The 24,043-nt window shown below is 69.2% G+C and carries 19 protein-coding genes and 2 tRNA genes; 7 read left to right on the forward strand and 14 right to left on the reverse strand.

Going from position 1 to position 24,043, the window contains the following annotated elements:
* Positions 1-55 precede the first annotated feature (55 nt).
* Together SMA5143A_RS12365 and SMA5143A_RS12370 are read right to left on the reverse strand one after the other, a co-directional pair.
* Positions 56-946 carry a rhomboid family intramembrane serine protease gene (locus SMA5143A_RS12365; RefSeq protein WP_107463003.1) on the reverse strand — a complete coding sequence of 297 codons (891 nt, stop codon included), beginning with the start codon at positions 944-946 and terminating at the stop codon, positions 56-58.
* Between the two features lie 159 nt (positions 947-1,105).
* Positions 1,106-1,639 carry a peptidylprolyl isomerase gene (locus tag SMA5143A_RS12370; RefSeq protein ID WP_099966624.1) on the reverse strand — a complete coding sequence of 178 codons (534 nt, stop codon included), beginning with the start codon at positions 1,637-1,639 and terminating at the stop codon, positions 1,106-1,108.
* A gap of 363 nt (positions 1,640-2,002) precedes the next feature.
* Here SMA5143A_RS12370 and SMA5143A_RS12375 point away from each other — a divergent pair, with 363 nt between their 5' ends.
* The gene (locus SMA5143A_RS12375; protein WP_107463004.1) at positions 2,003-2,704 is read left to right on the forward strand and encodes a DUF5324 family protein; all 702 of its coding nucleotides are present in this window, start codon (positions 2,003-2,005) and stop codon (positions 2,702-2,704) included.
* A 532-nt stretch (positions 2,705-3,236) separates the two neighbouring features.
* Here SMA5143A_RS12375 and SMA5143A_RS12380 read toward each other — a convergent pair.
* Positions 3,237-3,309 (reverse strand) — tRNA-Ala (locus SMA5143A_RS12380).
* A 182-nt stretch (positions 3,310-3,491) separates the two neighbouring features.
* On the opposite strand from SMA5143A_RS12380, the gene SMA5143A_RS12385 reads away from it, so the two are divergent.
* Positions 3,492-4,040: a helix-turn-helix domain-containing protein gene (locus SMA5143A_RS12385; RefSeq protein WP_107463005.1), complete on the forward strand. Its 549-nt coding sequence runs from the start codon at positions 3,492-3,494 to the stop codon at positions 4,038-4,040.
* Between the two features lie 439 nt (positions 4,041-4,479).
* The gene (locus SMA5143A_RS12390) at positions 4,480-6,561 is read left to right on the forward strand and encodes a serine/threonine-protein kinase (RefSeq protein WP_107463006.1); all 2,082 of its coding nucleotides are present in this window, start codon (positions 4,480-4,482) and stop codon (positions 6,559-6,561) included.
* A 48-nt stretch (positions 6,562-6,609) separates the two neighbouring features.
* On the opposite strand, the gene SMA5143A_RS12395 is transcribed toward SMA5143A_RS12390, so the two are convergent.
* Together SMA5143A_RS12395 and SMA5143A_RS12400 are read right to left on the reverse strand one after the other, a co-directional pair.
* Complete coding sequence (locus SMA5143A_RS12395; protein WP_107463007.1) at positions 6,610-8,091, reverse strand: hypothetical protein; 1,482 nt, start codon at positions 8,089-8,091, stop codon at positions 6,610-6,612.
* A 314-nt stretch (positions 8,092-8,405) separates the two neighbouring features.
* Positions 8,406-8,534 (reverse strand): DLW-39 family protein, encoded by a 129-nt coding sequence (locus SMA5143A_RS12400; RefSeq protein WP_003999697.1) that lies wholly within the window; start codon positions 8,532-8,534, stop codon positions 8,406-8,408.
* Between the two features lie 327 nt (positions 8,535-8,861).
* On the opposite strand from SMA5143A_RS12400, the gene SMA5143A_RS12405 reads away from it, so the two are divergent.
* On the forward strand, positions 8,862-9,227 hold the full coding sequence (locus tag SMA5143A_RS12405) for a DUF6344 domain-containing protein (RefSeq protein ID WP_107463008.1): 366 nt from the start codon (positions 8,862-8,864) through the stop codon (positions 9,225-9,227).
* A gap of 319 nt (positions 9,228-9,546) precedes the next feature.
* Here the strand turns inward: SMA5143A_RS12405 and SMA5143A_RS12410 are convergent.
* From SMA5143A_RS12410 to dnaA, 9 genes are all read right to left on the reverse strand, one after another.
* Positions 9,547-9,620, reverse strand: a tRNA-Ile gene (locus tag SMA5143A_RS12410).
* A gap of 143 nt (positions 9,621-9,763) precedes the next feature.
* Positions 9,764-10,600: a DUF3566 domain-containing protein gene (locus SMA5143A_RS12415; protein ID WP_107463009.1), complete on the reverse strand. Its 837-nt coding sequence runs from the start codon at positions 10,598-10,600 to the stop codon at positions 9,764-9,766.
* An 18-nt stretch (positions 10,601-10,618) separates the two neighbouring features.
* Positions 10,619-13,216, reverse strand: coding sequence for a DNA gyrase subunit A (gene gyrA / locus SMA5143A_RS12420; RefSeq protein WP_107463010.1), 2,598 nt, complete (start codon positions 13,214-13,216; stop codon positions 10,619-10,621).
* Positions 13,217-13,258: 42 nt separating this feature from the next.
* Positions 13,259-15,328: a DNA topoisomerase (ATP-hydrolyzing) subunit B gene (gene gyrB, locus SMA5143A_RS12425; protein WP_099966617.1), complete on the reverse strand. Its 2,070-nt coding sequence runs from the start codon at positions 15,326-15,328 to the stop codon at positions 13,259-13,261.
* A 384-nt stretch (positions 15,329-15,712) separates the two neighbouring features.
* Positions 15,713-16,246, reverse strand: a complete 534-nt coding sequence (locus SMA5143A_RS12430; RefSeq protein WP_181361822.1) for a DUF721 domain-containing protein — start codon at positions 16,244-16,246, stop codon at positions 15,713-15,715.
* A complete protein-coding gene (gene recF, locus SMA5143A_RS12435) occupies positions 16,243-17,367 on the reverse strand; it encodes a DNA replication/repair protein RecF (protein WP_107463012.1) in 1,125 nt (374 codons plus the stop codon). Before recF ends, SMA5143A_RS12430 begins: the two co-directional genes overlap by 4 nt.
* Before the next feature lie 108 nt (positions 17,368-17,475).
* On the reverse strand, positions 17,476-18,351 hold the full coding sequence (gene gnd, locus SMA5143A_RS12440) for a phosphogluconate dehydrogenase (NAD(+)-dependent, decarboxylating) (protein WP_107463013.1): 876 nt from the start codon (positions 18,349-18,351) through the stop codon (positions 17,476-17,478).
* A 213-nt stretch (positions 18,352-18,564) separates the two neighbouring features.
* Positions 18,565-19,695: a DNA polymerase III subunit beta gene (gene dnaN / locus SMA5143A_RS12445; protein WP_055514473.1), complete on the reverse strand. Its 1,131-nt coding sequence runs from the start codon at positions 19,693-19,695 to the stop codon at positions 18,565-18,567.
* 1,045 nt (positions 19,696-20,740) lie between these two features.
* Positions 20,741-22,741, reverse strand: a complete 2,001-nt coding sequence (dnaA, locus tag SMA5143A_RS12455) for a chromosomal replication initiator protein DnaA (RefSeq protein ID WP_107463015.1) — start codon at positions 22,739-22,741, stop codon at positions 20,741-20,743.
* A 419-nt stretch (positions 22,742-23,160) separates the two neighbouring features.
* Between dnaA and rpmH the strand changes: the two genes are divergently transcribed.
* From rpmH to yidD, 3 genes are read left to right on the forward strand one after another with little or no spacing between them, the layout of a single operon-like run.
* Positions 23,161-23,298: a 50S ribosomal protein L34 gene (gene rpmH, locus SMA5143A_RS12460; RefSeq protein WP_015659252.1), complete on the forward strand. Its 138-nt coding sequence runs from the start codon at positions 23,161-23,163 to the stop codon at positions 23,296-23,298.
* Between the two features lie 21 nt (positions 23,299-23,319).
* On the forward strand, positions 23,320-23,691 hold the full coding sequence (gene rnpA, locus SMA5143A_RS12465; protein ID WP_107463016.1) for a ribonuclease P protein component: 372 nt from the start codon (positions 23,320-23,322) through the stop codon (positions 23,689-23,691).
* Complete coding sequence (yidD, locus tag SMA5143A_RS12470) at positions 23,688-24,041, forward strand: membrane protein insertion efficiency factor YidD (RefSeq protein ID WP_107463017.1); 354 nt, start codon at positions 23,688-23,690, stop codon at positions 24,039-24,041. The genes rnpA and yidD overlap by 4 nt, the downstream gene beginning before the upstream one ends.
* Positions 24,042-24,043 lie beyond the last annotated feature (2 nt).

Raw genomic sequence — 24,043 nt, forward strand, 5'->3', positions numbered from 1 at the left:
AACAGTGCTGTAGCAGCACTGTCCGAGTGCCCGCTCACCGGCGCATCAGGGCTGATCAGGTGAGCTGGGCGGTCCTGACCACAGTCATGATCACGACGGCCGCCAGGACCAGGGCGCACACCCCGAACTGGATCAGTGACCGCCGCTCCCTAGGAGCGTGCACCATCGCGTAGCCGACCACGACACCGGCGACGAGGCCGCCCACATGGGCCTGCCACGAGATGTTGAAGAACGGGCTGAACGTGAAGATCAGGTTGATCACCAGCAGGATGACCAGCGGCCGCATGTCGTAGTTGAGATGCCGCATGAGGACGCCGGTCGCACCGAAGAGACCGAAGATCGCGCCGGACGCACCGAGGGAGGGCTGGTCCGGCGCGGCCAGCAGGTAGGTGAGGGCACTGCCGGCGAGGCCGGAGACGAAGTAGAGCGTCAGATAGCGGGCACGGCCCAGCGCCGCCTCCAGAGGGCCGCCGATCCACCAGAGGCTGAGCATGTTGAACAGGATGTGCGTGACCCCGGTGCTGTGCAGGAACATCGACGTCACCAGCCGGTACCACTGGCCCTCGGCGATGCCCTGGAACCCGAGCTCCGGGACCCACTCCCGCGCGACGAGGTAGAACCGGTCGGTGAAGCGGTCGCCCAGGGACATCTGCACCAGGAACAGCAGCAGGTTCACGCCGATGAGGATCTTGGTGAGGAGCCGGGGATCGGCGCTGACGGTGCCGCCCGCGAGGGTGCGGGGTTGGGAGGCGGAGGGCGCGTGGCTCGTGCCCGAGCCGTTGCGGACGCAGTCCGGGCACTGGAAGCCGACGGAGGCGCTGACCATGCACTCGGGGCAGATGGGGCGTTCGCACCGGGTGCAGCGGATGCCCGTCTCTCGGTCCGGGTGCCGATAGCAGGTGGGCAGGCTCTGCGCGTCCTGCGGGCTGCTCGGCACCTGGTCCATCGGTCCCCTCCGTCTCGTGTGTGGAACACATCGGCCCCGCCCATCCATACGGATGAGCGGGGCGAATGGTTCCCTTGGGGACCTTGCGAACCATTTCGGCTCCGGCGCACATGGGCGCCCCTGAGGCCCCCGGGCCCGCGTGGCGGACCTTCGGGCGGCTCAGCCCTGGCGCGTCTCGACGACGACCGACTCGATGACGACGTCCTTGACCGGGCGGTCGGTGCGCGGGTTGGTCTGGGTGGTCGCGATGGAGTCGATGACCTTCTGGCTGGCCGCGTCGACGACCTCACCGAAGATCGTGTGCTTGCGGTTCAGCCACGCCGTCGGGGAGACGGTGATGAAGAACTGCGAGCCGTTGGTGCCCGGACCGGCGTTGGCCATGGCCAGGAGGTAGGGCTTGTCGAATGCGAGGTCCGGGTGGAACTCGTCCCCGAACTGGTAGCCGGGGCCGCCGGTGCCGTTGCCCAGCGGGTCACCGCCCTGGATCATGAATCCGCTGATCACCCGGTGGAAGACCGTGCCGTCGTAGAGCTTGTCCGTGGACTTCTGGCCGGTCGCCGGGTGGGTCCACTCACGCTCGCCCTTGGCGAGCTCGACGAAGTTCTTGACCGTCTGGGGCGCGTGGTTCGGCAGCAGCCGCACCTCGATGTCGCCGTGGTTTGTCTTCAGGGTGGCGTACAGCTGCTCAGCCACGATCTGCCTTCCGTTGTCCTCTGTGACTCCCCCGATCCTCGCACGGACGGCGCCCGGAGTCGCCCGACGGCCACGCCCTCGTCCGGCATGCGCACCGAAAACGGGTCGAGTACCGACGGTATCGGCGCGCTTGGCGACGATCCGTGGCATTGTCGGCACTGTCGTGGACAAGCTCCCGTTGCCCCGTATTCATCCGCAATTGCACAGCACCGGATCGCGAACGGTTCCCGGCTTCCTGACCGCGCGGAGCCGGCTCGCATGACCCGGATGCCCGCCCTCACATGCCTCAGAGCGTTTCGAGAGGCATGATCGCCAAAAGGGTGGAAAGTCGAAATACCGTACGCCACCGAGGAGGAGGATCCCGTGACCCGCATCGACAGCGTGCGCGCCGCGACCGGTTCGGCGAAGGAAAGCGTGCTGCACGCCGCGGAAGTGGTGGCGCCCTACGCCGACACGGCCAAGGAAAAGGCCTCGCACTACGCACACGAGGCGCGCGTGAAGATGGCGCCCAAGGTGTCGCAGGCCGCGGAACAGGCACGCGTCCAGTACGGCGCCCTTGTCGTCCCGCGTCTGGAACAGGCACGCACGCACGTACCGCCGAAGATCGACAGTGCGGCCCATGAGGCCGCCGTGCGCACTCGGAAGGCGGCCCGCCAGGCCGCCGACTACTCCCGCCCGCGACTCGAGCAGGCAGTGGCCGCTGCCGGCCCCATGCGGGAGGAGGCCACGGCCCGGAGCGTGGCGGCACTGTCCGCGCTGCGCGGACAGGTGTCGCCCGAGCAGATCCAGAGGCTCGTCCGCAAGCAGCAGCGTCGCGCCAGGGCCGGCCGCGTCTTCAAGGGCGTGGCCGTGATCGGCGTCCTCGCGGGCGGCGCGTTCGCCGCCTGGAAGTGGTGGGACAAGCAGGCCAACCCCGACTGGTTGGTCGAGCCCCCCGCCGCCACCGAGGTCTCCGAGCCCGGGCGACTGTCCTCCGTGGGCGGCGGTGACGAGTCCGTCCTCGACCCCGAGGTCGAGGCCAAGCAGGCCGAGGACGAAGCGGCGAACCGCGACGACCGCCGCTGAGACGCGCGAGCGCCGCCGACGCACTGGCGGTGCTGTGATCTAAGCCGGTGGCGCCACCGCGGAAGCCGACGGGTGCCACCGTGGAGTCCGGAAGCCGGGGACCTTGGTCCGCGGCTGACACGAGTGTGCCCGCCACGCCCCAGTTCGCCTGAGGCGCGGCGCCTTCAACAGCCCTGTGGGCCGGAAGACTTGACGGTCTTCCGGCCCACAGGGCTGTTTCACGTGAAACACGCGGAAACACACCTGGGTGCGGACCGTCGAGAGCCAAAACCGGAATGCACACGTCCGATTGCAAAGAGTGATAGCCACCTTCGGCCCGGCATTCCTGTGACGTAGACCATGGTTTTCGCATATGCGCACGCCGACAGGCGCCTTGCCCCGTCGCACGGCTACAGAGGCAGTTCGCTCATCCAGTGCACAGATCGCGATCGCGACGCGGCTCCCTTGGAGCGCCACGGGACGGGCTAACGCGGGATCACAGAAAAGAGACCGGGCCGGACGTCTTCTGACGTCCGGCCCGGTCCATCCGCTGTGGAGCCTAGGGGAGTCGAACCCCTGACATCTGCCATGCAAAGACAGCGCTCTACCAACTGAGCTAAGGCCCCGGAAGGGAAGCGTCCGCCCGGAAGTACCGACCACCGGGTGGCGCCGCAGACCAGAGTACCGGGTCACCCCCGGTATCTCGCAAAAAGATTGGGGGTCCCCGTGAACGACCACTCTCCGTAAGATGCTCGTCGTGGTTCGCTACAGCGAACCGCAGTTTTTGGGGAAGCGATGGGGAGACGCAATGGACGCCGCACAGCAGGAAGCGACCGCAAGAGCCCGGGAGCTGCAGCGGAACTGGTACGGAGAGCCACTGGGGGCGCTCTTCCGTAGGCTCATCGAGGATCTGGGCCTCAACCAGGCTCGTCTCGCGGGGGTACTTGGCCTTTCCGCTCCGATGCTGTCGCAGCTGATGAGCGGTCAGCGGGCCAAGATCGGTAACCCGGCCGTGGTTCAGCGGGTGCAGCTGCTGCAGGACCTGGCGGGACAGGTCGCGGACGGCAGCGTGAGCGCCGCCGAGGCGACCGAGCGCATGGACGAGATCAAGAAGTCGCAGGGGGGATCTGTGCTCAGCAACACCACGCAGTCGACGACGAGTTCCGGGGCGCCGACGGTCAAGCGGGTCGTCCGCGAGATCCAGTCACTGCTGCGCTCGGTGGCGGCCGCGGGCGACATCATCGAGGCGGCGGACACCCTCGCCCCGACCCACCCCGAACTGGCAGAGTTCCTCCGGGTGTACGGCGCGGGCCGCACCTCGGACGCGGTGACCCACTACCAGTCCCACCAGAACTGAGATCGAGGCCCGGTCACCGAGACGGGGTCGGCGACCGGGCCGCGGCCTGAGCGGGGGACCAGTGGCGCAGGCTGAAGGAACGAGTGACGCAGGCTGGAGGCTCAGGCTGAACGGACCACCAGCACCGACGTCACGAAGACGCGGACGTAGGCTCGACGAGAGCCGAGAGGCAACGGACCGGGCCGCCGGAAGGGCGGGCCGAGGCAGAGCTCCGGAGAGGCAGACGACGCTCCGGAGAGGCAGACGACCAAGCCAGGCAGAGGCTGCGGAGGGGGCTGAGGGGACGGGCCACACAATGCGGTTGGGGGACAGAGGTACGGAAACGAGCTCCGTGGGAAACCGGTAGGCAGAAGCCGGCTCTGCGGAGGACGGCTCGGAAGCCGTGTCCTCCGCCGACGGGCAGCCAAGGGGGGAGCCGAAGGGGGAACGACGCACAACCATGGGTGAGGTCTTCGCCGGCCGGTACGAGCTGGTCGACCCGATCGGACGCGGGGGAGTCGGCGCGGTCTGGCGCACCTGGGACCACCGACGCCGCCGGTACGTGGCCGCCAAGGTCCTGCAGCAGCGCGACGCGCACGCTCTGCTCCGCTTCGTCCGTGAGCAGGCCGTGCGGATCGACCACCCTCACGTGCTCGCGCCCGCCAGCTGGGCCGCCGATGACGACAAGGTCCTGTTCACCATGGACCTGGTCGCCGGAGGCTCTCTGGTCAATCTCGTCAACGACTACGGCCCTCTTCCTCCTGCCTTCGTCTGCCTCCTGCTCGACCAGTTGCTGTCCGGCCTCGCCGCCGTGCACGCGGAAGGCGTCATCCACCGCGACATCAAGCCCGCCAATGTGCTGCTGGAGGCCACCGGCACCGCAAGGCCACGTCTTCGCCTGTCCGACTTCGGCATAGCCATGCGTCTGGGCGAGCCCCGGCTGACCGAGACCAACTACGTCGTGGGCACGCCGGGTTACTTCGCCCCCGAGCAGATGCTGGGTGCGGACCCCGACTTCCCCGCCGACCTCTTCGCGGTGGGCCTCGTCGCCCTGTACCTCCTGGAGGGCGCCAAACCCGACTCCAAGGCGCTCATCGAACACTTCGCAGCCCACGGCACACCCAAGGCCCCCAGGGGCATCCCGGAGCCTCTGTGGCAGGTCATCGCCACACTGCTCCAGCCCGATCCCCATGCCCGCTTCCGTACCGCCACGGGTGCGCGCAAGGCCCTCGCCGCCGCCACCGAGCTGCTCCCCGAGACCGGCCCCGACGACGAGCTGGTGGAGGTGTTCGACCAACTCGGCCCGCTTCCAGTGGGGTTCGGCTCGGAAGGCCCTTTGCAGCGAGCGTCAGGGCTGGACGTGAGCGGGACGAGCACGGGCACCACGTCCTCGTCGAGGTCTGGGCGAGGGACGGGCTCTTCTCGGGTCAGCGCGAATGCCCCTGTTGTGGGCGGCCCGCCGCCGGGAGCGGAAGGCTCGCCGGGTCCGGGGATCCTGCCGCCGAGTTCGCATGCTCCTCGTTCAGGCGCTGCTGCTCCTTCCAACTCGCTGGGCTGGTCCGCCTCTTCGCCGTCCGGTGTCGACATGACGCCTCCCCCTCCCTCCACGCCCCCTCCCTCCGCTCCGCCGCTTCCGGCTCAGCTGCCTGAGGCCACACCGTCCCAGGGCTCGCTCGCGCAGCCCGGCGCAGGGGACCTACCTCCGGCCCCACCCAACGGCTCCCCGTCGCCTCAACCTCCGCGCCCCGGTGCCGCATCGCCGCCGCCGATGCCCCCATCAGCGCCGCCCGGGACCAGCTCAGGCACGAGCCCAGGCACAGGCACAGGCCTAGGCACAGGCCCAGGCACAGGCACAGGCACAGGCACAGGCACAGGCACAGGGCAGTGGTATCAGGGTGCGGGCTCCCCCTCTGCGGAGCTCGGAGACCAAGCGGCCCCCGAGCCGCCCCCCGTCGCCGTACCACCGCAGTCCGACCCCATACCGGCGCTCACCGACCCTGCACCGCCTCGCCCCGAGCCCGCCCCGCCGCGACCCGAGCGCGCCCCCGGGCCACCGCCGCCCACCATGTCGGACACCGGTAGCTTCCATCTGCCGCCACCGCAGGTGCTGGCCACCCACGCTCCGCCGCGCGAGACGGAGCCGCAGTACGCGGAGCCACAGCGTGCGGAACCGCCGCACATGGAGCCACGGCACACGGAGCCACCGCACCACGCTCCCGGCTACTCCCAGCACCAGCTGAATCAGCAGGCCACTCCCACGACCGGGACGCCCCTGCGTACCCCGCAGCTCCACGAACCCACGCATGTGCCCTCCCCCCAGCCGCAACCGCCCCTGGACCCCTCTCAGGTCTCGACTCCAGCGGTGCACCAGCCCGCGTACGCCTCTACTGGTTCATACACCGCTCAGCCGTCGCAGGTTCCACGCCGATCGAGGGCGAATACGCGGCGCCGCCCCGGCCCACCCATGAAGGTGGTCATCCCCGTCCTGCTGCTCGCCATGGCCTGCTTCGCGGTGGGGTTCTGGGCACTGGGCCAGCTCTGACCCTCGGCCAGGGACCGGCTGCCCCGCCACCTCCCCCACCCGCCGGCGCTACCGCCCCCGCGACGACCCGTGCCGCCCCCGCCGCGAGGCGCGGGCTCCACCCGACGGTGCCGCGGGCCGCACCGCCGCCGCCCGACGGCGTGCCACGAGCGTCCACAGCAGCAGCGCCAGCACCAGCAGGCTCCCCGTGCCGATCCCGCCGGCGGCGACCGCCGTCATGGCGAGCCGCCTGCCCCCGCTGATCGTGGACCCGCCCGAACCACCGGCGCTCTCCTCGCCGCCGGAACTCCCCGCCTCTCCAGCCCCTTCCAGCGTGTCCCCCGTCCCCGTGCCCGTCTCGGCGGCCTCCCGGTCCTGGTCGGTGACCTCGAAGGCCCCGCGCGGCTCGGCCGGACCCAGGTACCCGGGCCCGGACTCGGCCCGACCGGACACCCGTATCCGCAGGGTCAGCCCGATCGGCTTCTCGCCGAAGCGCTCGGCCACCGCCGAGCCGAGGTGAACCGCCAGGTAGTACCAGCCGGCGAACCGCATTCCGCTGACCTCGTCGTCGAGGGAGTAGCGGTTGTCGTAGGCGACCGGGGGGAGCGGGTCGAGGGCGGCGGAGCGCTGCTCACCGCCGTAGTTGACGAGCGCGTCGTCCACGAGCCCCCGCGCCGGGTTGTACAGCGACATGACCAGCGCGTTGCCGACGTACCCTTCGCCGCCGGTCGTGCTGCCCAGCTCAGCGGTGGCGTGGAGCTGCTGCCCCCAGTCGACGGGGACCTTGTAGTAGCGCGTCTCCCCGGCCTTGATCCCGGCCTCGTCCTGCCAGATTCCCTGCGCCAGAGGGCCGGCCGAGGCGAAACCGCTCCCCCCGCGTCGGCGCTCGGGATCCCCGCGCAGGGGTTCGGGCGACGCCGAGTCCCAGGTCTCGGGTGCGTCTGTCGAGCCGCCCTTCTTCACGGCGGGCTCCCACGCGTAGCCGAGTTCGAGCCCCCACTCCTGCCCGGCCCTCCGCCCACCGGCCCCCGAGGATCCACCCGCCGACGCACCCGACGCACCCGACGTACCCGATGCACCCGATGACAGACCTGACGAGGTACCGGACGACGTGCTGGGACCGACGCGCTCGACGACGAGGTAGTACGCCCCGGCCGCCTGGCACATGTACTCGTCGGTGCCGATCTCACGCGAGGCTGAGGCGGTGACGGGGTGGGCGCTGCGCGTGGGGCCGAAGCGGGCGTTCCCGTACGAGCAGCGGTGGGCGTCGACGTCCTCGATGGAGACCCTCAGCCCGTCGGAGGAGGCGACGCTCGCCCCTGCCGCGGGTACGGCGGTGCCCGAGACGTACGCGTTGGCGACGGCGTCGAGGTCGAGGCGGTAGTAGAGCTTCTCGCCGGGGCCGATGGCACTGCGGTAGGTCCTGCCCGGCGTCAGCCGCACCGCTTGTGTGGTGCCCGTCGAGCCGTCGACCGTCGTGGCGTCCTCGGCGTAGGAGTACGGCGTCGGCTCGTCGGCCGCCAGGGCGGGAACGGGCTGTGCCATGGTCATGAGCAGGGCCGCTCCCACGGCTGCCGCAGTGCGCCCCCAGACCGTGCGCCGCCCCATCACGCGCCACCCCTCGTCGTAGCCCCGAACGCGCCCATCCTGCCGTTCCCTCCGCACAGATGCGCGCCTTCTCGGGGACGAGCGGCCGAAATCGCGCTCTTGACAGAGCACCGTTTCGCTGTTGCAAGCGAATCATTCGCGGCAGTGAAGCGCAGGTACCCCTGTCGGCTTCCGCGGGCCTGGGACGACGGACCCAGGACACACAAAACCCCGGCCGCGAATACGGCCGGGGTCTGCTCTGAGACTGATGTCGATGTTCACGAACCCGTGGGCACGGAGTCAGTCGCCTCCGTCCACAGATCCTGCTCGGCGCGATCCGCCTGGATCTGGCGGTACACGAGGAGCCCGCCGATGGCGGCCAGTGCGACCAGGAGAAGCTTCTTCACCGCGCGACCTCGTCTTTCCTTGACGTAGGGGACCTCTGGCGCCCGACTATACACACCGACCGATATCGATCGGTGACCTGCGTCGGCCCCTCAACTCCCGGCCGGAAGACCCCAGTAGAACCGGACGTCGCCGTTCCTATCGCAGGTTCATCGGACCGGTTTCCCGTACGACATCGCAGCTCCGGGGAACTCTCGCACCCCCTTGCGCCCATCCGAGTGGTGTTGATCTGAAGATCGACGCGCCATGGGCGTCGGTCCCCCACTTCGCGGCCCACATACACATCATGAGGAAAGTACGCAAATCGCCCGACCCGAAAGTGAGGGGCCATGGCCCAGAACAAGGTCATGAAGCTGTGGACCACCATCGTCACCGCCTTCCTCGCGCTGTGCACGGCGCTCGGACTCATCACAGCCACGGCGGCCGCCGCGGTACCGCAGCCCGAGACCCACCGCAACTGCGCGGCCCGCCCGACGATCGCGGACCTGCCCCTCGTCTCCCGCCCTCGCGATCGCGCCCTGCCACCGACGATGAAGCAGCGCATCCGCGCGGAGGCACACGGCTCCTCGCCCTCCTGCCGCCACCTCACGGCCCTGGACAGCCCTCCGGACGCGACGTCGGCCCTCACGGTCCCGCCGGCCGCTCCTGAAGCCCCTCCCGCGCCGAACGACCCCCTCACCCGCCTTCAGCGCTGATCCACGGACCGCGGACATCGCGACCGCCCACGACCGCGAAGCCCGCGACCTGCCGCGTCCACCCGTACACCACGGCGATCCTGCGTACGACGCCCCAGACCAAGACGAGGCCCCCGGCTCCCGGCCGGGGGCTTCTGCCGTGCAGAGCCGTTCAGACCGCGGCGGTGAGCAGCAGCAGCCCGCGCCCGAGAACCCGCCCATCACGGCCGTCAGCTCACAAAGTCCAGCCCGGTGCCGGCCGCGGCCCCCTGCCCCTGCTGAAGTCAGCCGGCAACGCCAAAGACCCCCAGCCGTTTCCGACTGGGGGTCTTTTCGCGTGTGGGGCTAACAGGATTTGAACCTGTGGCCTCATCCTTATCAGGGATGCGCTCTAACCAACTGAGCTATAGCCCCGCCGCGCTCTGCGGTGTGTGTCCCGCGCGCTGACTCCTGAAGATTAGCGCACGACGTGGGCAGTCCCAAAATCGATACCCGGGGAGGGACCGCGAAGCGGTGGGACACCCCGCAGAGGGCTCCGTCTCAGGGCCCCGTCGCCCCTACTCGTCCTCGGCCAGCGTCAGCTCGATGCCGCCGACGAAACCGGCGGAGAGGTTGTAGATGAACGCGCCGAGCGTCGCGAGGGCGGTGGCGAGGACGACGTCGATGACCGCGATGATCGCCGTGAAGATCAGCACGTTGGGCAGCGACAGGAACGACTGCAGATCGAAGCCGTTGGACTCGTTCGAGCCGGTGGCCTCGGAGATGGTCGCGCCGACCGTGGAGAAGACGCCCATCGCGTTCATGACCATCCACAGCACCGCGGCCGCGACGATCGTGCAGATGCCGAGGGCGATGGAGAGCAGGAAGCTCACCTTCATCACCGACCACGGGTCGGCCTTGGCCACCCGGAGCCGCGCCTTGCGGGTACGCGGCACCGTGCCGGCCCCCGTACGCGGCTTGCGCGAGGCGCTCTCGCCCGGCGCCGCCTGGTACGCCTGCGGCGGGTGGTACGGCCCCGTCTGCTGCTGCGGACCGCGCTCGCCCGGCAGCGCCGAGCCCGCGGCCTGTGCCGAACGCGCGGCCTGCGCTGGCGGCTGGGCCTGCGCCGACGTCTGGCGCCCGCCCGGCGCCGCGGGCGGGGTCCCCGGCGCCGGCGGCTTCGCCTGCGCCCCCCTCGTGTCCGTCACAGTTCCCCCCTGCGATCCATGCTTCTCGGACGAGGGTGAGGACGAAGGCGAAGCCGAATCGGTCGGGTCCGGCTTGATCGCCTTCAGTTGCGTCGTGTGCGTGTCCATCGCACGCGCGGCGGAGCCACGGCCGCCGCCGTCCGTTTCCGCACCGGTCGAAGTGCCGGACGAACTACCGGACGATCCGGCGCCCGTGGCTCCGCTCACGCTGACTCACTCCTCGTGCTACTCGGCCGAGGGCGCCTCACCCTCGTCCGTGCCGATCGTCGCGACGCCCTCGGCGGTCTCGTCGACGGCGACCTCGCCGTCGACCTCCTCCGCCTCACGTCCCGCCTCGGCGTTACGGGCGATACCGACCACGGCATCGCGCTTGCCCAGGTTGATCAGTTGGACGCCCATGGTGTCACGGCCGGTTTCCCTGATCTCATTGACCCGCGTACGAATCACACCGCCCGACAGCGTGATGGCGAGGATCTCGTCGGTCTCCTCGACCACCAGCGCGCCGACGAGCGAACCGCGGTCCTCCACGATCTTGGCGGCCTTGATGCCGAGGCCGCCGCGACCCTGAACGCGGTACTCGTCGACGGCGGTCCGCTTCGCGTACCCGCCGTCTGTGGCAGTGAACACGAACGTACCGGGTCGAACAACATTCATCGAGAGCAGCTCGTCTCCCTCACGGAAACTCATGCCCTTGACACCCGAGGTCGCACGGCCCATGGGCCGCAGCGCGTCGTCGGTCGCCGTGAAGCGGATCGACTGTGCCTTCTTGCTGATCAGAAGGATGTCATCCTCTGCCGATACGAGTTCGGCTCCGATCAGTTCGTCGTCGGAACCGTCCTCCTTCTCACGGAGGTTGATCGCGATGACGCCGCCGGAACGGGGCGAATCGTAATCCTTCAGAGGCGTCTTCTTCACAAGACCGCCCTTGGTGGCGAGCACCAGGTACGGCGTGGCCTCGTAGTCGCGGATCGCGAGGATCTCCGCGATCGCCTCGTCCGGCTGGAAGGCCAACAGGTTGGCGACGTGCTGTCCACGCGCGTCACGTCCCGCGTCCGGCAGCTCGTAGGCCTTGGCCCGGTACACACGGCCCTTGTTGGTGAAGAACAGCAGCCAGTGGTGGGTCGTGGACACGAAGAAGTGGTCGACGATGTCGTCTTCCTTGAGCTTCGCGCCGCGTACGCCCTTGCCGCCGCGCTTCTGCGCCCGGTAGTCGTCGGCCTTGGTGCGCTTGACGTAGCCGCCGCGGGTGACCGTGACGACGATGTCCTCCTCGGCGATGAGGTCCTCGATGGACATGTCGCCGTCGTAGGGGACCAGCATCGTCTTGCGGTCGTCGCCGTACTTCTCGACGATCGCGGCGAGTTCGGCGCTGACGATCCCGCGCTGGCGGACCGGCGACGCGAGGATCTCGTTGTACTCGTTGATCTTCGCCTGGAGTTCGGCGTGCTCCTGGAGGATCTTCTGACGCTCCAGGGCGGCCAGTCGGCGCAGCTGCATCTCGAGGATGGCGTTGGCCTGGATCTCGTCGATCTCCAGGAGCTCCATCAGGCCCGTGCGCGCGATGTCGACGGTGTCGCTGCGCCGGATCAGCGCGATGACCTCGTCGATGGCGTCCAGGGCCTTCAGCAGACCACGCAGGATGTGCGCGCGCTCCTCGGCCTTGCGCAGCCGGAACTTCGTACGGCGGACGATGACCTCGATCTGGTGCGTCACCCAGTGGCGGATGAACGCGTCCAGGGAGAGCGTGCGGGGCACGCCGTCGACCAGCGCCAGCATGTTGGCACCGAAGTTCGTCTGCAGGTCGGTGTGCTTGTACAGGTTGTTCAGCACGACCTTGGCGACCGCGTCCCGCTTCAGCACGATGACCAGGCGCTGGCCCGTGCGGGAGGACGTCTCGTCACGGACGTCGGCGATGCCGCCGATCTTGCCGTCCTTGACTAGGTCGGCGATCTTCTGCGCGAGGTTGTCCGGGTTGACCTGGTACGGCAGTTCCGTGACCACCAGGCACTGGCGGTTCTGGATCTCCTCGACCTCGACGACCGCGCGCATCGTGATGGAGCCGCGGCCCGTGCGGTACGCCTCCTCGATGCCCTTGCGGCCGACGACCAGGGCGCCGGTCGGGAAGTCGGGGCCCTTGATGCGCTCGATCAGGGCGTCCAGGAGCTCCTCGTGGGAGGCCTCCGGGTTCTCCAGGTACCACTGCGCGCCGGCCGCGACCTCGCGGAGGTTGTGCGGCGGGATGTTGGTGGCCATGCCGACCGCGATACCGGCCGAGCCGTTGATCAGCAGGTTCGGGAAGCGGGCCGGCAGGACGGTCGGCTCCTGGGAGCGGCCGTCGTAGTTGTCCGTGAAGTCGACGGTCTCCTCGTCGATGTCACGGACCATCTCCATCGACAGCGGCGCCATCTTGCACTCGGTGTAGCGCATGGCCGCCGCCGGGTCGTTGCCCGGCGAGCCGAAGTTGCCGTTGGAGTCCACCAGCGGCATGCGCATCGACCACGGCTGCGCGAGGCGGACCAGCGCGTCGTAGATCGAGGAGTCGCCGTGGGGGTGGTAGTTGCCCATCACGTCGCCGACGACGCGGGCGCACTTGTAGAAGCCCTTCTCGGGCCGGTAGCCCCCGTCGTACATGGCGTACAGGACACGGCGGTGGACGGGCTTGAGACCGTCGCGTACGTCGGGCAGCGCGCGGGACACGATGACGGACATCGCGTAGTCCAGGTACGAGCGCTGCATCTCCGTTTCGAGCCCGACGGGCTCGATGCGCAGGGTGGTCTCGCCCTCGGTGGGGTCAGGCGTGACGGGGGTGTTCTCGTCGGCCATTGCTGGTGGGGATCCTTTCTGGTGCGGTCAGCTGAGACCGACTCAGATGTCGAGGAAGCGGACGTCCTTGGCGTTGCGCTGGATGAACTGGCGCCGGGCCTCGACGTCCTCGCCCATGAGCACCGAGAACAGCTCGTCGGCCTGGGCGGCGTCGTCGAGCGTGACCTGGCCGAGGACACGGTGGTCCTGGTCCATGGTCGTGATGCGCAGCTCCTCGGCGTTCATCTCGCCGAGACCCTTGAAGCGCTGGATCGAGTCTTCCTTGATCCGCTTGCCGTTCTGCCGGCCGAGCTCGATCAGGGCGTCGCGCTCACGGTCCGAGTAGGCGTACTCGAAGTCGTCCCGGCCCCACTTGATCTTGTAGAGCGGCGGACGCGACAGGAAGACGTGTCCGGCCTCGACCAGCGGGCGCATGAAGCGGAAGAGGAAGGTCAGCAGCAGGGTGTTGATGTGCTGGCCATCGACGTCGGCGTCCGCCATCAGGATGATCTTGTGATAGCGAAGCTTCTCGATGTCGAAGTCCTCGTGGACCCCGGTGCCGAAGGCGGAGATCAGCGCCTGGATCTCCTGGTTCTGCAGGATCTTGTCGATCCGCGCCTTCTCGACGTTGAGGATCTTGCCGCGGATCGGGAGGATCGCCTGGTACTGCGGGTTACGGCCGGACTTGGCCGATCCGCCGGCGGAGTCACCCTCGACGATGAAGATCTCGCACTTGGTGGGGTCGTTCGACTGGCAGTCGCTCAGCTTGCCCGGCAGGGACGCCGTCTCCAGCAGGCCCTTGCGACGGGTGAGGTCACGGGCCTTGCGGGCCGCCACGCGCGCGGTGGCCGCCTGAATCGACTTGCGGATGATGTCCGCGGCCTCGTTCGGGTTGCGGTCCAGCCAGTCGGTGAGGTGCTCGTGCACGACCTTCTGCACGAAGGTCTTCGCCTCCGTGTTGCCCAGCTTGGTCTTGGTCTGGCCCTCGAACTGCGGCTCGCTCAGCTTGATCGAGATGATCGCCGTCAGACCCTCGCGGATGTCGTCACCCGTGAGGTTGTCGTCCTTCTCCCGCAGCAGCTTCTTGTCTCGCGCGTAGCGGTTGATCAGACCGGTGAGCGCCGCGCGGAAGCCCTCTTCGTGGGTGCCGCCCTCATGCGTGTGGATGATGTTGGCGAAGGAGTACACACCCTCGCTGTAACCGCTGTTCCACTGCATCGCGATCTCGACGGAGAGGTGCTTCTCCTTGTCCTCCGCCTCGAAGTCGACGACGGAGGGGTGCACCACGTCCCCCTTACGGGAGTTGAGGTGCTTCACGAAGTCGACGATGCCGCCCTCGTAGTGGTACGTGACCGTCTTGACCTCGTGCTTCTCGTCCTCGCCGGCCTCGTCCGCCCCCGCGGTGGCCTTGGCGGACTCGCGCTCGTCAGTGAGTTTGATCGTCAAACCCTTGTTGAGGAACGCCATCTCCTGGAAGCGCCGCGACAGCGTCTCGAAGGAGTAGTCGGTGGTCTCGAAGATGTCCGGGTCGGCCCAGAAGGTCACCGAGGTGCCGTGCTCCTCCGTGGCCTCGTGCTTGGCCAGCGGGGCCGTCGGGACGCCGAGCTTGTAGTCCTGCGTCCAGCGGTGGCCGTCGGTCTTGACCTCGACGGCGACCTTGGTCGACAGGGCGTTCACGACGGAGACGCCCACGCCGTGCAGACCGCCGGAGACCGCGTAGCCTCCGCCGCCGAACTTGCCGCCCGCGTGCAGGACGGTCAGCACGACCTCGACGGCCGGCTTGCCCTCCGACGGGACGATGCCCACGGGGATGCCTCGGCCGTTGTCCACGACGCGCACGCCGCCGTCGGGCAGGATCGTCACGTCGATCGTGTCGGCGTGCCCGGCCAGGGCCTCGTCGACGGAGTTGTCGACGACCTCCTGCACCAGGTGGTGCAGGCCACGCTCACCGGTCGAGCCGATGTACATGCCGGGCCGCTTGCGGACCGCGTCCAGCCCTTCGAGGACGGTGATGGCGCTGGCGTCGTACGCCGAGGATGAGGCCTCGGCCGTTCCGGCCAGGGCCTCGGTGGACGGGATGTTCTCGTTGGGGTTGCCGGAATCGGCCACGAAGCGCCCTTTCTGGCACAGCACAAGCCAGACTCCCGGCGGGTTTGCCGGAGCGGCTGCGGCATGTTGCGGTGGAAGCCTTTGTCAGCGTTGCACAGTGTTTCCGAAGCGGTCCCCACGAATGGGGCGGGTTTCGCTTCCAGTCTACCGGTAGCGCCGACAGTGATGGGGGTTTGCCGGTACCTGAGTCCGCATGTGCCGCCCTCAACCGGTCCTTCCCGACTCCCCATATGCGGAACGGGGCTCCAAGAGGCTCACGGAGGCACTCAGCGCTTCCGGGTGTCAACCCTTTGCTACCCCCGGGTCAGGTAGGAGTTCGCATCCGCACGCGACCGTGCGCGCGGGATCACAGGGGGGTGCGACCGGGCGGCAGACGGCTTCCGGGAGAGCGTCAAAATGTGACTACGGTCACCCGTAGGTATCGCCGGGACCGGTGCTTCCCGGGGCCCGCAGCGGGCCGTAGCGGTGGGCGGGACCACCGGGGCCGTGGACCTTGAGCAGCTGTACGGTGCCGTGGCCGAGGTCCTCGTTGAGCCGGGCGACCAGCTGCGGGGCGAGCAGGCGCAGGTTGGTCGCCCAGGCCGTGGAGTCGCACCGCACGTGCAGGACCCGCTCGTCCTCGTCGTACCGCTCGGGAACGCAGCGCCGGGCCAGGTCCTCGCCGACGATCTGCGGCCAGCGGCCCATCACCCCGCCGACGGCGGCCGGCGTCTCCCAGCCCCGCTCGGTGATCAGCCGGTTGATGGCGGAGCCGAGGGCCATCGGGTCCCGGCCGTCCCGGCGGGCGCCGGAGCGCAGACCGCCGCCACGCCGCGCCTGGCTCTTCTGCTGCGCCGCGTCCCCCCGCGCGCGTGCGGCCTCCTTGGCGGCGCGCAGCGCCACGCGGGCGAGGTCCACGCCGGACGGTTCGGGGGTTTTCGGGTTCCTCTCCGATCCGCTCATACGCGCTCCACCGTCCCGTCGGACACGGCGAACCGCGTCCCCGTCAGTACGCCGGGCACGTCGTCGTCGACCGCGGCGGTCACCAGGACCTGCTCGCCCGGGGCGACCAGCTCGGCCAGCCGCTCCCGCCGTCGCGCGTCCAGCTCGGCGAAGACGTCGTCGAGGATCAGCACCGGTTCGTTGCCCTCGGCCCGCAACAGGTCGTAGGAGGCGAGGCGCAGCGCCAGGGCGTACGACCAGGACTCCCCGTGGGAGGCGTACCCCTTGGCGGGCAGCTGACCGAGTTTTAGCACCAGTTCGTCCCGATGGGGACCGACGAGCGTGACGCCGCGCTCGATCTCCTGCTTGCGGACCTCGGTGAGGGCGGCCGTCAGCTGCTCGTACAGCTCCTCGCGCGCGTGGCCGACGATCCCCGGTGAGGAGGGCTTGTACTCCAGGCCGATGGGGCCGCCGCCGGGGGCGAGCTGCTCGTACGCCTTGTCGGCCAGCGGCTGGATGGCGGCGACCAGGTCCTGGCGCTGGGCGAGCAGTTCGGCGCCCACGCGCGCGAGGTGCTGGTCCCAGACGTCGAGCGTGGACAGGTCCATGCTGCGGCCGCCGTGGCGGCGGGCCAGGGCGGCCGTCTTCAGGAGGGTGTTGCGCTGCTTGAGGACCCGCTCGTAGTCGGAGCGCACACCCGCCATGCGCGGCGCCCGCGCGGTGATCAGCTCGTCGAGGAAGCGCCGCCGCTCACCGGGGTCGCCCTTCACCAGGGCGAGGTCCTCCGGCGCGAACAGCACCGTTCGTAGGATGCCGAGCACGTCGCGCGGCCTGACCTGCGACGACCGGTTGATGCGGGCGCGGTTGGCCTTGCCGGGGTTCAGCTCCAGCTCGACCAGCTGCTGCCGCTCGCCCTGCCGCACCTGGGCCCGGATGACCGCACGGTCGGCGCCCATGCGGACCAGGGGCGCGTCGGAGGAGACGCGGTGGCTGCCGAGGGTCGCCAGGTAGCCGACGGCCTCGACCAGGTTCGTCTTGCCCTGTCCGTTGGGGCCGACGAACGCGGTGACGCCCGGGTCGAGCGGGACCTCGACCCGGGCGTACGAGCGGAAGTCGGCCAGCGACAGATGCGTGACGTGCATGGTCGGGTGCCGACCTCCCCCAGGGTTGTGGACCGCAGTGCGGTCCTGTGGATGACTTCTCGTCGACCGTAGTGGTGTTCGTGCCCCCTGCGGGCCGTGGGGCGCGGGTTACTTCTTCTCGACCGCGTGGCCGCCGAACTGGTTCCGCAGCGCCGCGACCATCTTCATCTGCGGGGAGTCCTCCTGGCGCGACGCGAACCGCGCGAAGAGGGAGGCCGTGATCGCGGGCAGCGGCACGGCGTGGTCGATGGCGGCCTCCACCGTCCAGCGGCCCTCGCCCGAGTCCTGCGCGTACCCGTGGAGCCCGTCCAGGTGCTCGTCCTCGTCGAGGGCGTTCACCGCCAGGTCGAGCAGCCAGGAGCGGATGACCGTGCCCTCCTGCCAGGAGCGGAAGACCTCACGGACGTCCGTGACGGAGTCGACCTTCTCCAGCAGCTCCCAGCCCTCGGCGTACGCCTGCATCATCGCGTACTCGATGCCGTTGTGGACCATCTTCGCGAAGTGCCCGGCGCCGACCTTGCCGGCGTGCACGGCGCCGGAGTCGCCCTCGGGCTTCAGCGCGTCGAAGACCGGCTGGACCTTGGCCACGTTCTCGGCGTCGCCTCCGTACATCAGCGCGTAGCCGTTCTCCAGGCCCCAGACGCCGCCGGAGACACCGCAGTCGACGAAGCCGATGCCCTTGGCCGCCAGCTCCTCGGCGTGCTTCTCGTCGTCCGTCCAGCGCGAGTTGCCGCCGTCCACGACGACGTCGCCGGGCTCCAGCAGCTCGGCCAGCTCGTCGATGGTCGACTGGGTGGCGGCCCCGGCCGGGACCATCACCCACACGACGCGGGGGCCCTTGAGCTTGCCCACAAGCTCTTCGAGGCTGTGGACATCGGCGAGATCCGGGTTCCGGTCGTATCCGATGACGGTGTGGCCCGCGCGGCGTATCCGCTCGCGCATGTTGCCGCCCATCTTGCCGAGGCCGACGAGACCGAGCTCCATCAGTTGTTCCTTAGGTTGCGACGTGGCATGAGGGCACTGCGTACCCATGCACGAGCCTAAACCCGGACGCTCACGCACATCTGTGGGCATACCCGCTCATAGGTACGCCCCGACCTGCGCTTTCACACCGAGGGCCCGGTGATCCACCGGGCCCCGCAGCGCTGTGGACGGCCGCCGGCCGCCCGACGGCGGCGACAGCGGTCTCTCGACGGGTCAGCCGCTGAGCCGCACCGGCATGATCAGGTACTTGTAGGCCTCGTCCGCCTCCGCGTCCACCGCCGGCTTGCCGCTGAGCAGCGCGGGCTTGGTGGACGTCGTGAAGGACAGCTGGGCGACCGGGGAGTCGATGGCACTCAGGCCGTCCAGCAGGAACGTCGGGTTGAAGGCGATCGAGATGTCGTCGCCCTCCAGCTGCGCGTCGACCCTTTCCACAGCCTGTGCGTCGTCGCTGGAGCCGGCCTCCAGGGTCAGCACGCCCTGCTCAAAGCTGAGCCGCACCGGGGTGTTCCGCTCGGCGACCAGGGCCACACGCTTGACAGCCTCCACGAAGGGGGCGGTCTCGATCACGGCCACGCTGTTGAACTCGGTGGGGAACAGCGTGCGGTACTTCGGCAGGTCGCCCTCGAGGAGACGGGTGGTCGTCCGGCGTCCGGCGCCCTCGAAACCGATCAGACCCTCGCCGGAGCCCGAGCCGGAGAGCGCCAGGATGACGCTGTCGCCGCTCGTGAGCGCCTTGGCGGTGTCCAGGAGCGTCTTGGCGGGCACCAGGGCGACCGCGGAGGCGTCCGGGTTCTCCGGCTTCCACAGGAACTCGCGGACCGCGAAGCGGTAGCGGTCGGTGGAGGCCAGGGTGACCGTGTCGCCCTCGATCTCGATGCGCACACCGGTGAGGACGGGCAGCGTGTCGTCACGTCCGGCGGCGATGGCCACCTGGGCGGCGGCGGAGGCGAAGACCTCGCCGGGGACGGTGCCAGTGGCGTTCGGCATCTGCGGCAGGGACGGGTACTCCTCCACAGGCAGTGTGTGGAGGGTGAACCTCGAGGAGCCGCAGACCACCGTCGCCCGTACACCGTCTGTGGAGATCTCCACCGGGCGGTTGGGGAGGGCGCGGCAGATGTCCGCGAGGAGACGGCCCGAGACGAGGACGGTGCCCTCCTCCTCGACCTCCGCCTCCACGGAGACCCGCGCGGAGACCTCGTAGTCGAAGCTGGACAGGCTCAGCTGGCCTTCCTCGGCCTTCAGAAGGAGGCCGGCGAGGACAGGCGCCGGCGGACGGGCCGGGAGGCTGCGCGCCGCCCAGGCCACGGCCTCCGCGAGTACGTCGCGTTCCACCCGGATCTTCACTGTTGCCGCCTCCTGCTGTTGCCGGCGCTTCTCGGCCTGCCTGGCTTCGTCGTCTGTCGCGGTGTCGCTGGTTCCTGTGAGGGGAAGGACACCGGGGAACAGTCTGACGCACGCCACTGACACTCGGAGCCTTCCGGGGTCAAGTCGTGACGAGGCGCGGTCGGGCAGCCGAGAGCGAGTTGTGCACAGGGCCCCCTTCGAAACGAATTCCCAGCTCTCTCTAGTTGGGAGTAGTAGTAGGGCCTGTGGAAACCGTGGATAACCGCGTTTGCGCAGCTCAGGCAGGAGATTTTGTCCACCGGGCCTGTGGGTGGAGGCGGTGGACAACCAGGCCAGTCTGTGGAGAACAGAAAGTTCTGCACACACCGTGCACAGCCGGACGGCACTTCTCCCCAACCGCGTCCCCAGGTTTACCCGGCTTTCCCACAGCCCAACCAGGCAACTTCGTGTGACGCCTTTCACTCGGCGCGGTGAGAAGGCCGGTTTCCTTGCCGAACAGTGGACAGGCATGTGGAGAAGCTGGGGATCGCTGGGGACAACCGGCCGCAAGCTGTGGGTTGGCGGTGGACAAGTCTGTCCACAGTCTGTGGATCTTCGCTTCGTCCACAGTCTGTGGAGATCCTTCGTCCACCAATCCACAGGCTGTTGACCTGGCCCGATGATCGCTCACCAGGCTGCCCTGTGGACATGATCTGCATAACTTCCCGGTCCCCAGGGTGTGGACGGGAGAAAGTCCCCGAATCTGTGGAGGACGGCCGTAACGCGGCAGGTATTCGAACACCGGCTGACGACTCGATGACGCGCGGCGCGCGCCGCGGAGCCCCTGCGGAGGCTCGGGGAGCCTCGCTGAAGTGCCTCGGGAAGGGTCGGGAGCCTCCGGGAAGCGTCCGGGGAAGCGCCTGACGGGTTCCTGGGAACGACGAACCAGGGCGCTGGGAATGACGAACCAGGCTCCTGGAGACGCCGAAACGGCCTCGGGAACGTCGAAGGGCGCCCTCGGGAACTCGTCCCGGGGCGCCCTTCGAGGGGTGGCAGAGCCTGGGGCTCAGCCGTTCTTGATGCGGTTCGTCAGCTCGGTGACCTGGTTGTAGATGGAGCGCCGCTCGGCCATCAGCGCGCGGATCTTCCGGTCGGCGTGCATCACGGTCGTGTGGTCGCGGTTGCCGAACTGCGCGCCGATCTTCGGCAGCGACAGATCGGTCAGCTCACGGCACAGATACATGGCGATCTGGCGGGCGGTCACCAGGGCTCGGCCGCGTGAGGTGCCGCACAGGTCCTCGACCGTGAGCCCGAAGTAGTCGGCCGTCGCCGCCATGATCGCCGTCGCGGTGATCTCGGGGGACGCGTTCTCCCCGCCGGGGATCAGATCCTTGAGGACGATCTCCGTCAGCCCGAGGTCCACCGGCTGACGGTTGAGCGACGCGAACGCCGTCACCCGGATCAGCGCGCCCTCCAGCTCGCGGATGTTGCGCGAGATCCGCGAGGCGATGAACTCCAGCACCTCCGGCGGGGCGTTGAGCTGCTCCTGCACCGCCTTCTTGCGGAGGATCGCGATACGCGTCTCCAGCTCGGGCGGCTGGACGTCGGTGATCAGCCCCCACTCGAAGCGGTTCCGCAGCCGGTCCTCCAGCGTGACCAGCTGCTTCGGCGGCCGGTCGCTGGAGAGCACGATCTGCTTGTTCGCGTTGTGGAGCGTGTTGAACGTGTGGAAGAACTCCTCCTGCGTCGACTCCTTGTCCGCCAGGAACTGGATGTCGTCGACGAGCAGGATGTCCATCTCACGGTAGCGCTTGCGAAAGCTGTCGCCCTTGCCGTCGCGGATGGAGTTGATGAACTCGTTGGTGAACTCCTCCGAGCTCACGTACCGCACCCGCGTGCCCGGGTAGAGGCTGCGCGCGTAGTGCCCGATCGCGTGCAGCAGGTGCGTCTTGCCGAGGCCGGACTCCCCGTAGATGAAAAGGGGGTTGTACGCCTTCGCCGGCGCCTCGGCGACGGCCACCGCGGCGGCGTGCGCGAAGCGGTTCGAGGCACCGATGACGAACGTGTCGAAGAGGTACTTGGGGTTCAGTCGGGCCGTGGGCTCGCCCGGACCGGTCGCGGGCGCCGGCTGCGCGGCCAGGGGACCGGGCGCACCGCCGGCCGGACCGCCCCGGTGCGCACCGGGACCCCCCGGCGGCGGCTCGGGGACCTCACGCCGGTCCGGCCGCTGGTCGTAGTCGCCGCCCGGCCGGTCGTAGTCGGTGCGGGGCTTGTCGTAGTCGGCGCGCGGCGAGTCGTAGTCCGGGCGCTGGTCGTAGGGCGGCCGCTCCATCGACTGCGGACGGTAGTCCGACGACGGCGACGCGTACGGGTCCCGCTCGGGGAAACCGAGCCGCTGCTGCTGCCAGCCGTAGTCGTCCTGCGACGGTCGGGGCCAGGCGCCCGGCTCGGGACGCTGGTACTCCGACGGATACGCGGGGCGCGCGGTCGGGAGCTGGTCACCGCGTCCGGTGGGCGGCTGGTCCGCGCGCGGCGGCGGCAGCTGGTCGCCCGCACCGCCGGTGCCCCGGTCGTCGGCGCGGTGGCGGCCGTAGCTCTCGTACGGGTCACGGCCCTGGCCGTCGTACGAGTTCTGATGGTCGTAGGAGCTCTGGCCGTCGTACGGACCGCGCGCGTCCCGCCCGCCGTCGTACATGTCCCTGCCGTCGTAGGAGTCGCGGCCCTGCCCCGGGCCCGAGGAGAGCTCGGGCTCCTCGAAGCGGGACTGGACCGGAGGCGCCGGCGTCTCGCCGACGGAGCTGTCCACCGTGATCGCGATCCGGATCGGGCGGCCGCACTCCCGGCTCAGGGTCTCGCTGACGATCGGTGCGAGCCGACCTTCGAGTACGCCCTTCGCGAACTCGTTCGGAACGGCGAGCAGAGCGGTGTCCGCGACCAGCGCGAGCGGCTGGCAGCGTCTGATCCAGCGCTCGTCCTTGACCTCGACCCCCTGGCCTCGGCCCTCACCCAGAAGTTGTTCCAGTACTCGTGGCCACACTGCGGCAAGATCGGCAGGTACGTCAGCCACAGGGCACGCTCTCTCACAGGTCCCACGAACGTGTGGTTCTGGGACGGGGGTCGGGATGGAACTCGGGTGGTGCGCTCGGGACCAGGTCTGGTGGGTCGGTCGGTCACCCGGCAGCCGAGGAATGGGAACGAATCGGAGTTCCGTCACGGTAGTCACGGCGGCCGGTACGGTTCAAGTTGTTGTCCCCAGCCTGTGGATAGTGTCCCTCCGTGACCTCTGGTTTGACCGGATGGCGCAGCCGCGCGTACCGTAACCAGGTCGAGTTGTCGATGGCTGCTGCCGCCTGCCTCCGATGGGCACAGATCGCGTCAGGTGATCGGAAAGCGGTGCACTCGGGCGTTAATACGAGCTACTCGTGGGCGCACGGTGACAGCCAGGACGGCACCCCGCAACTACCGATTTATTACTGGAGCCCCCGAGTGAGCAAGCGCACCTTCCAGCCGAACAACCGTCGTCGCGCGAAGACCCACGGCTTCCGTCTTCGGATGCGTACCCGTGCCGGTCGCGCGATTCTCGCGAACCGTCGTGCCAAGGGTCGCGCGAGCCTGTCCGCCTGATCCCGGTCAGGTCATGCCGTCGTGCTGCCCACCGAGAACCGGCTGAGGCGGCGCGAGGACTTCGCGACCGCGGTACGACGAGGGCGTCGGGCCGGACGCCCGCACCTCGTCGTTCACCTACGTAGCGGTTCCATGGACCCGCACGCGCCTGGGGAGAGCGCTCCCCCGACGCGTGCGGGTTTCGTCGTGAGCAAGGCCGTCGGCGGTTCGGTCGTCCGCAACAAGGTGAAGCGCAGGCTTCGCCATCTCATGCGCGATCGAGTCGCCCAGTTTCCCCCCGGTAGCCTGGTAGTCGTACGAGCGCTGCCCGGTGCGGGCGACGCCGACCACGTACAACTGGCCCAAGACCTGGATGCCGCCATACGACGGCTGCTGGGAGGGGGCGCACGATGAAGTACCCGCTGCTGGCGCTGATCAAGCTGTACCAGTGGACGATCAGTCCGCTGCTCGGGCCGGTGTGCAAGTACTACCCGTCGTGCTCCCACTACGGCTATACGGCCATCGACCGCCACGGTGCGATCAAGGGCACGGCCCTCACGGCCTGGCGCATCCTGCGGTGCAACCCCTGGTCGCTCGGCGGTGTGGATCATGTCCCGCCGCGCAGGCGTCCGCGGTGGCACGAGATGCTGCGTGGTGCGTGGCGCGCACGCAAGGGCGGGTCCTCCGCCGCCGAACCGGCCACCGAGGGGCACACCCCTTCGGGCCCGGCCGCCGAGAGCCCGTCCCATGCCCAAGGAGCATGATT

Source organism: Streptomyces sp. MA5143a, assembly GCF_900290235.1.
Taxonomy (GTDB): domain Bacteria; phylum Actinomycetota; class Actinomycetes; order Streptomycetales; family Streptomycetaceae; genus Streptomyces.

Bases quoted from the DNA above. Each gene is read 5' to 3' on its own strand.
- SMA5143A_RS12365 (WP_107463003.1), bottom strand. From the start codon at position 946: ATGGACCAGGTGCCGAGCAGCCCGCAGGACGCGCAGAGCCTGCCCACC.
- SMA5143A_RS12385 (WP_107463005.1), top strand. From the start codon at position 3,492: ATGGACGCCGCACAGCAGGAAGCGACCGCAAGAGCCCGGGAGCTGCAG.
- SMA5143A_RS12390 (WP_107463006.1), top strand. From the start codon at position 4,480: ATGGGTGAGGTCTTCGCCGGCCGGTACGAGCTGGTCGACCCGATCGGA.
- SMA5143A_RS12395 (WP_107463007.1), bottom strand. From the start codon at position 8,091: ATGACCATGGCACAGCCCGTTCCCGCCCTGGCGGCCGACGAGCCGACG.
- SMA5143A_RS12405 (WP_107463008.1), top strand. From the start codon at position 8,862: ATGGCCCAGAACAAGGTCATGAAGCTGTGGACCACCATCGTCACCGCC.
- gyrA (WP_107463010.1), bottom strand. From the start codon at position 13,216: ATGGCCGACGAGAACACCCCCGTCACGCCTGACCCCACCGAGGGCGAG.
- SMA5143A_RS12430 (WP_181361822.1), bottom strand. From the start codon at position 16,246: ATGAGCGGATCGGAGAGGAACCCGAAAACCCCCGAACCGTCCGGCGTG.
- recF (WP_107463012.1), bottom strand. From the start codon at position 17,367: ATGCACGTCACGCATCTGTCGCTGGCCGACTTCCGCTCGTACGCCCGG.
- gnd (WP_107463013.1), bottom strand. From the start codon at position 18,351: ATGGAGCTCGGTCTCGTCGGCCTCGGCAAGATGGGCGGCAACATGCGC.
- yidD (WP_107463017.1), top strand. From the start codon at position 23,688: ATGAAGTACCCGCTGCTGGCGCTGATCAAGCTGTACCAGTGGACGATC.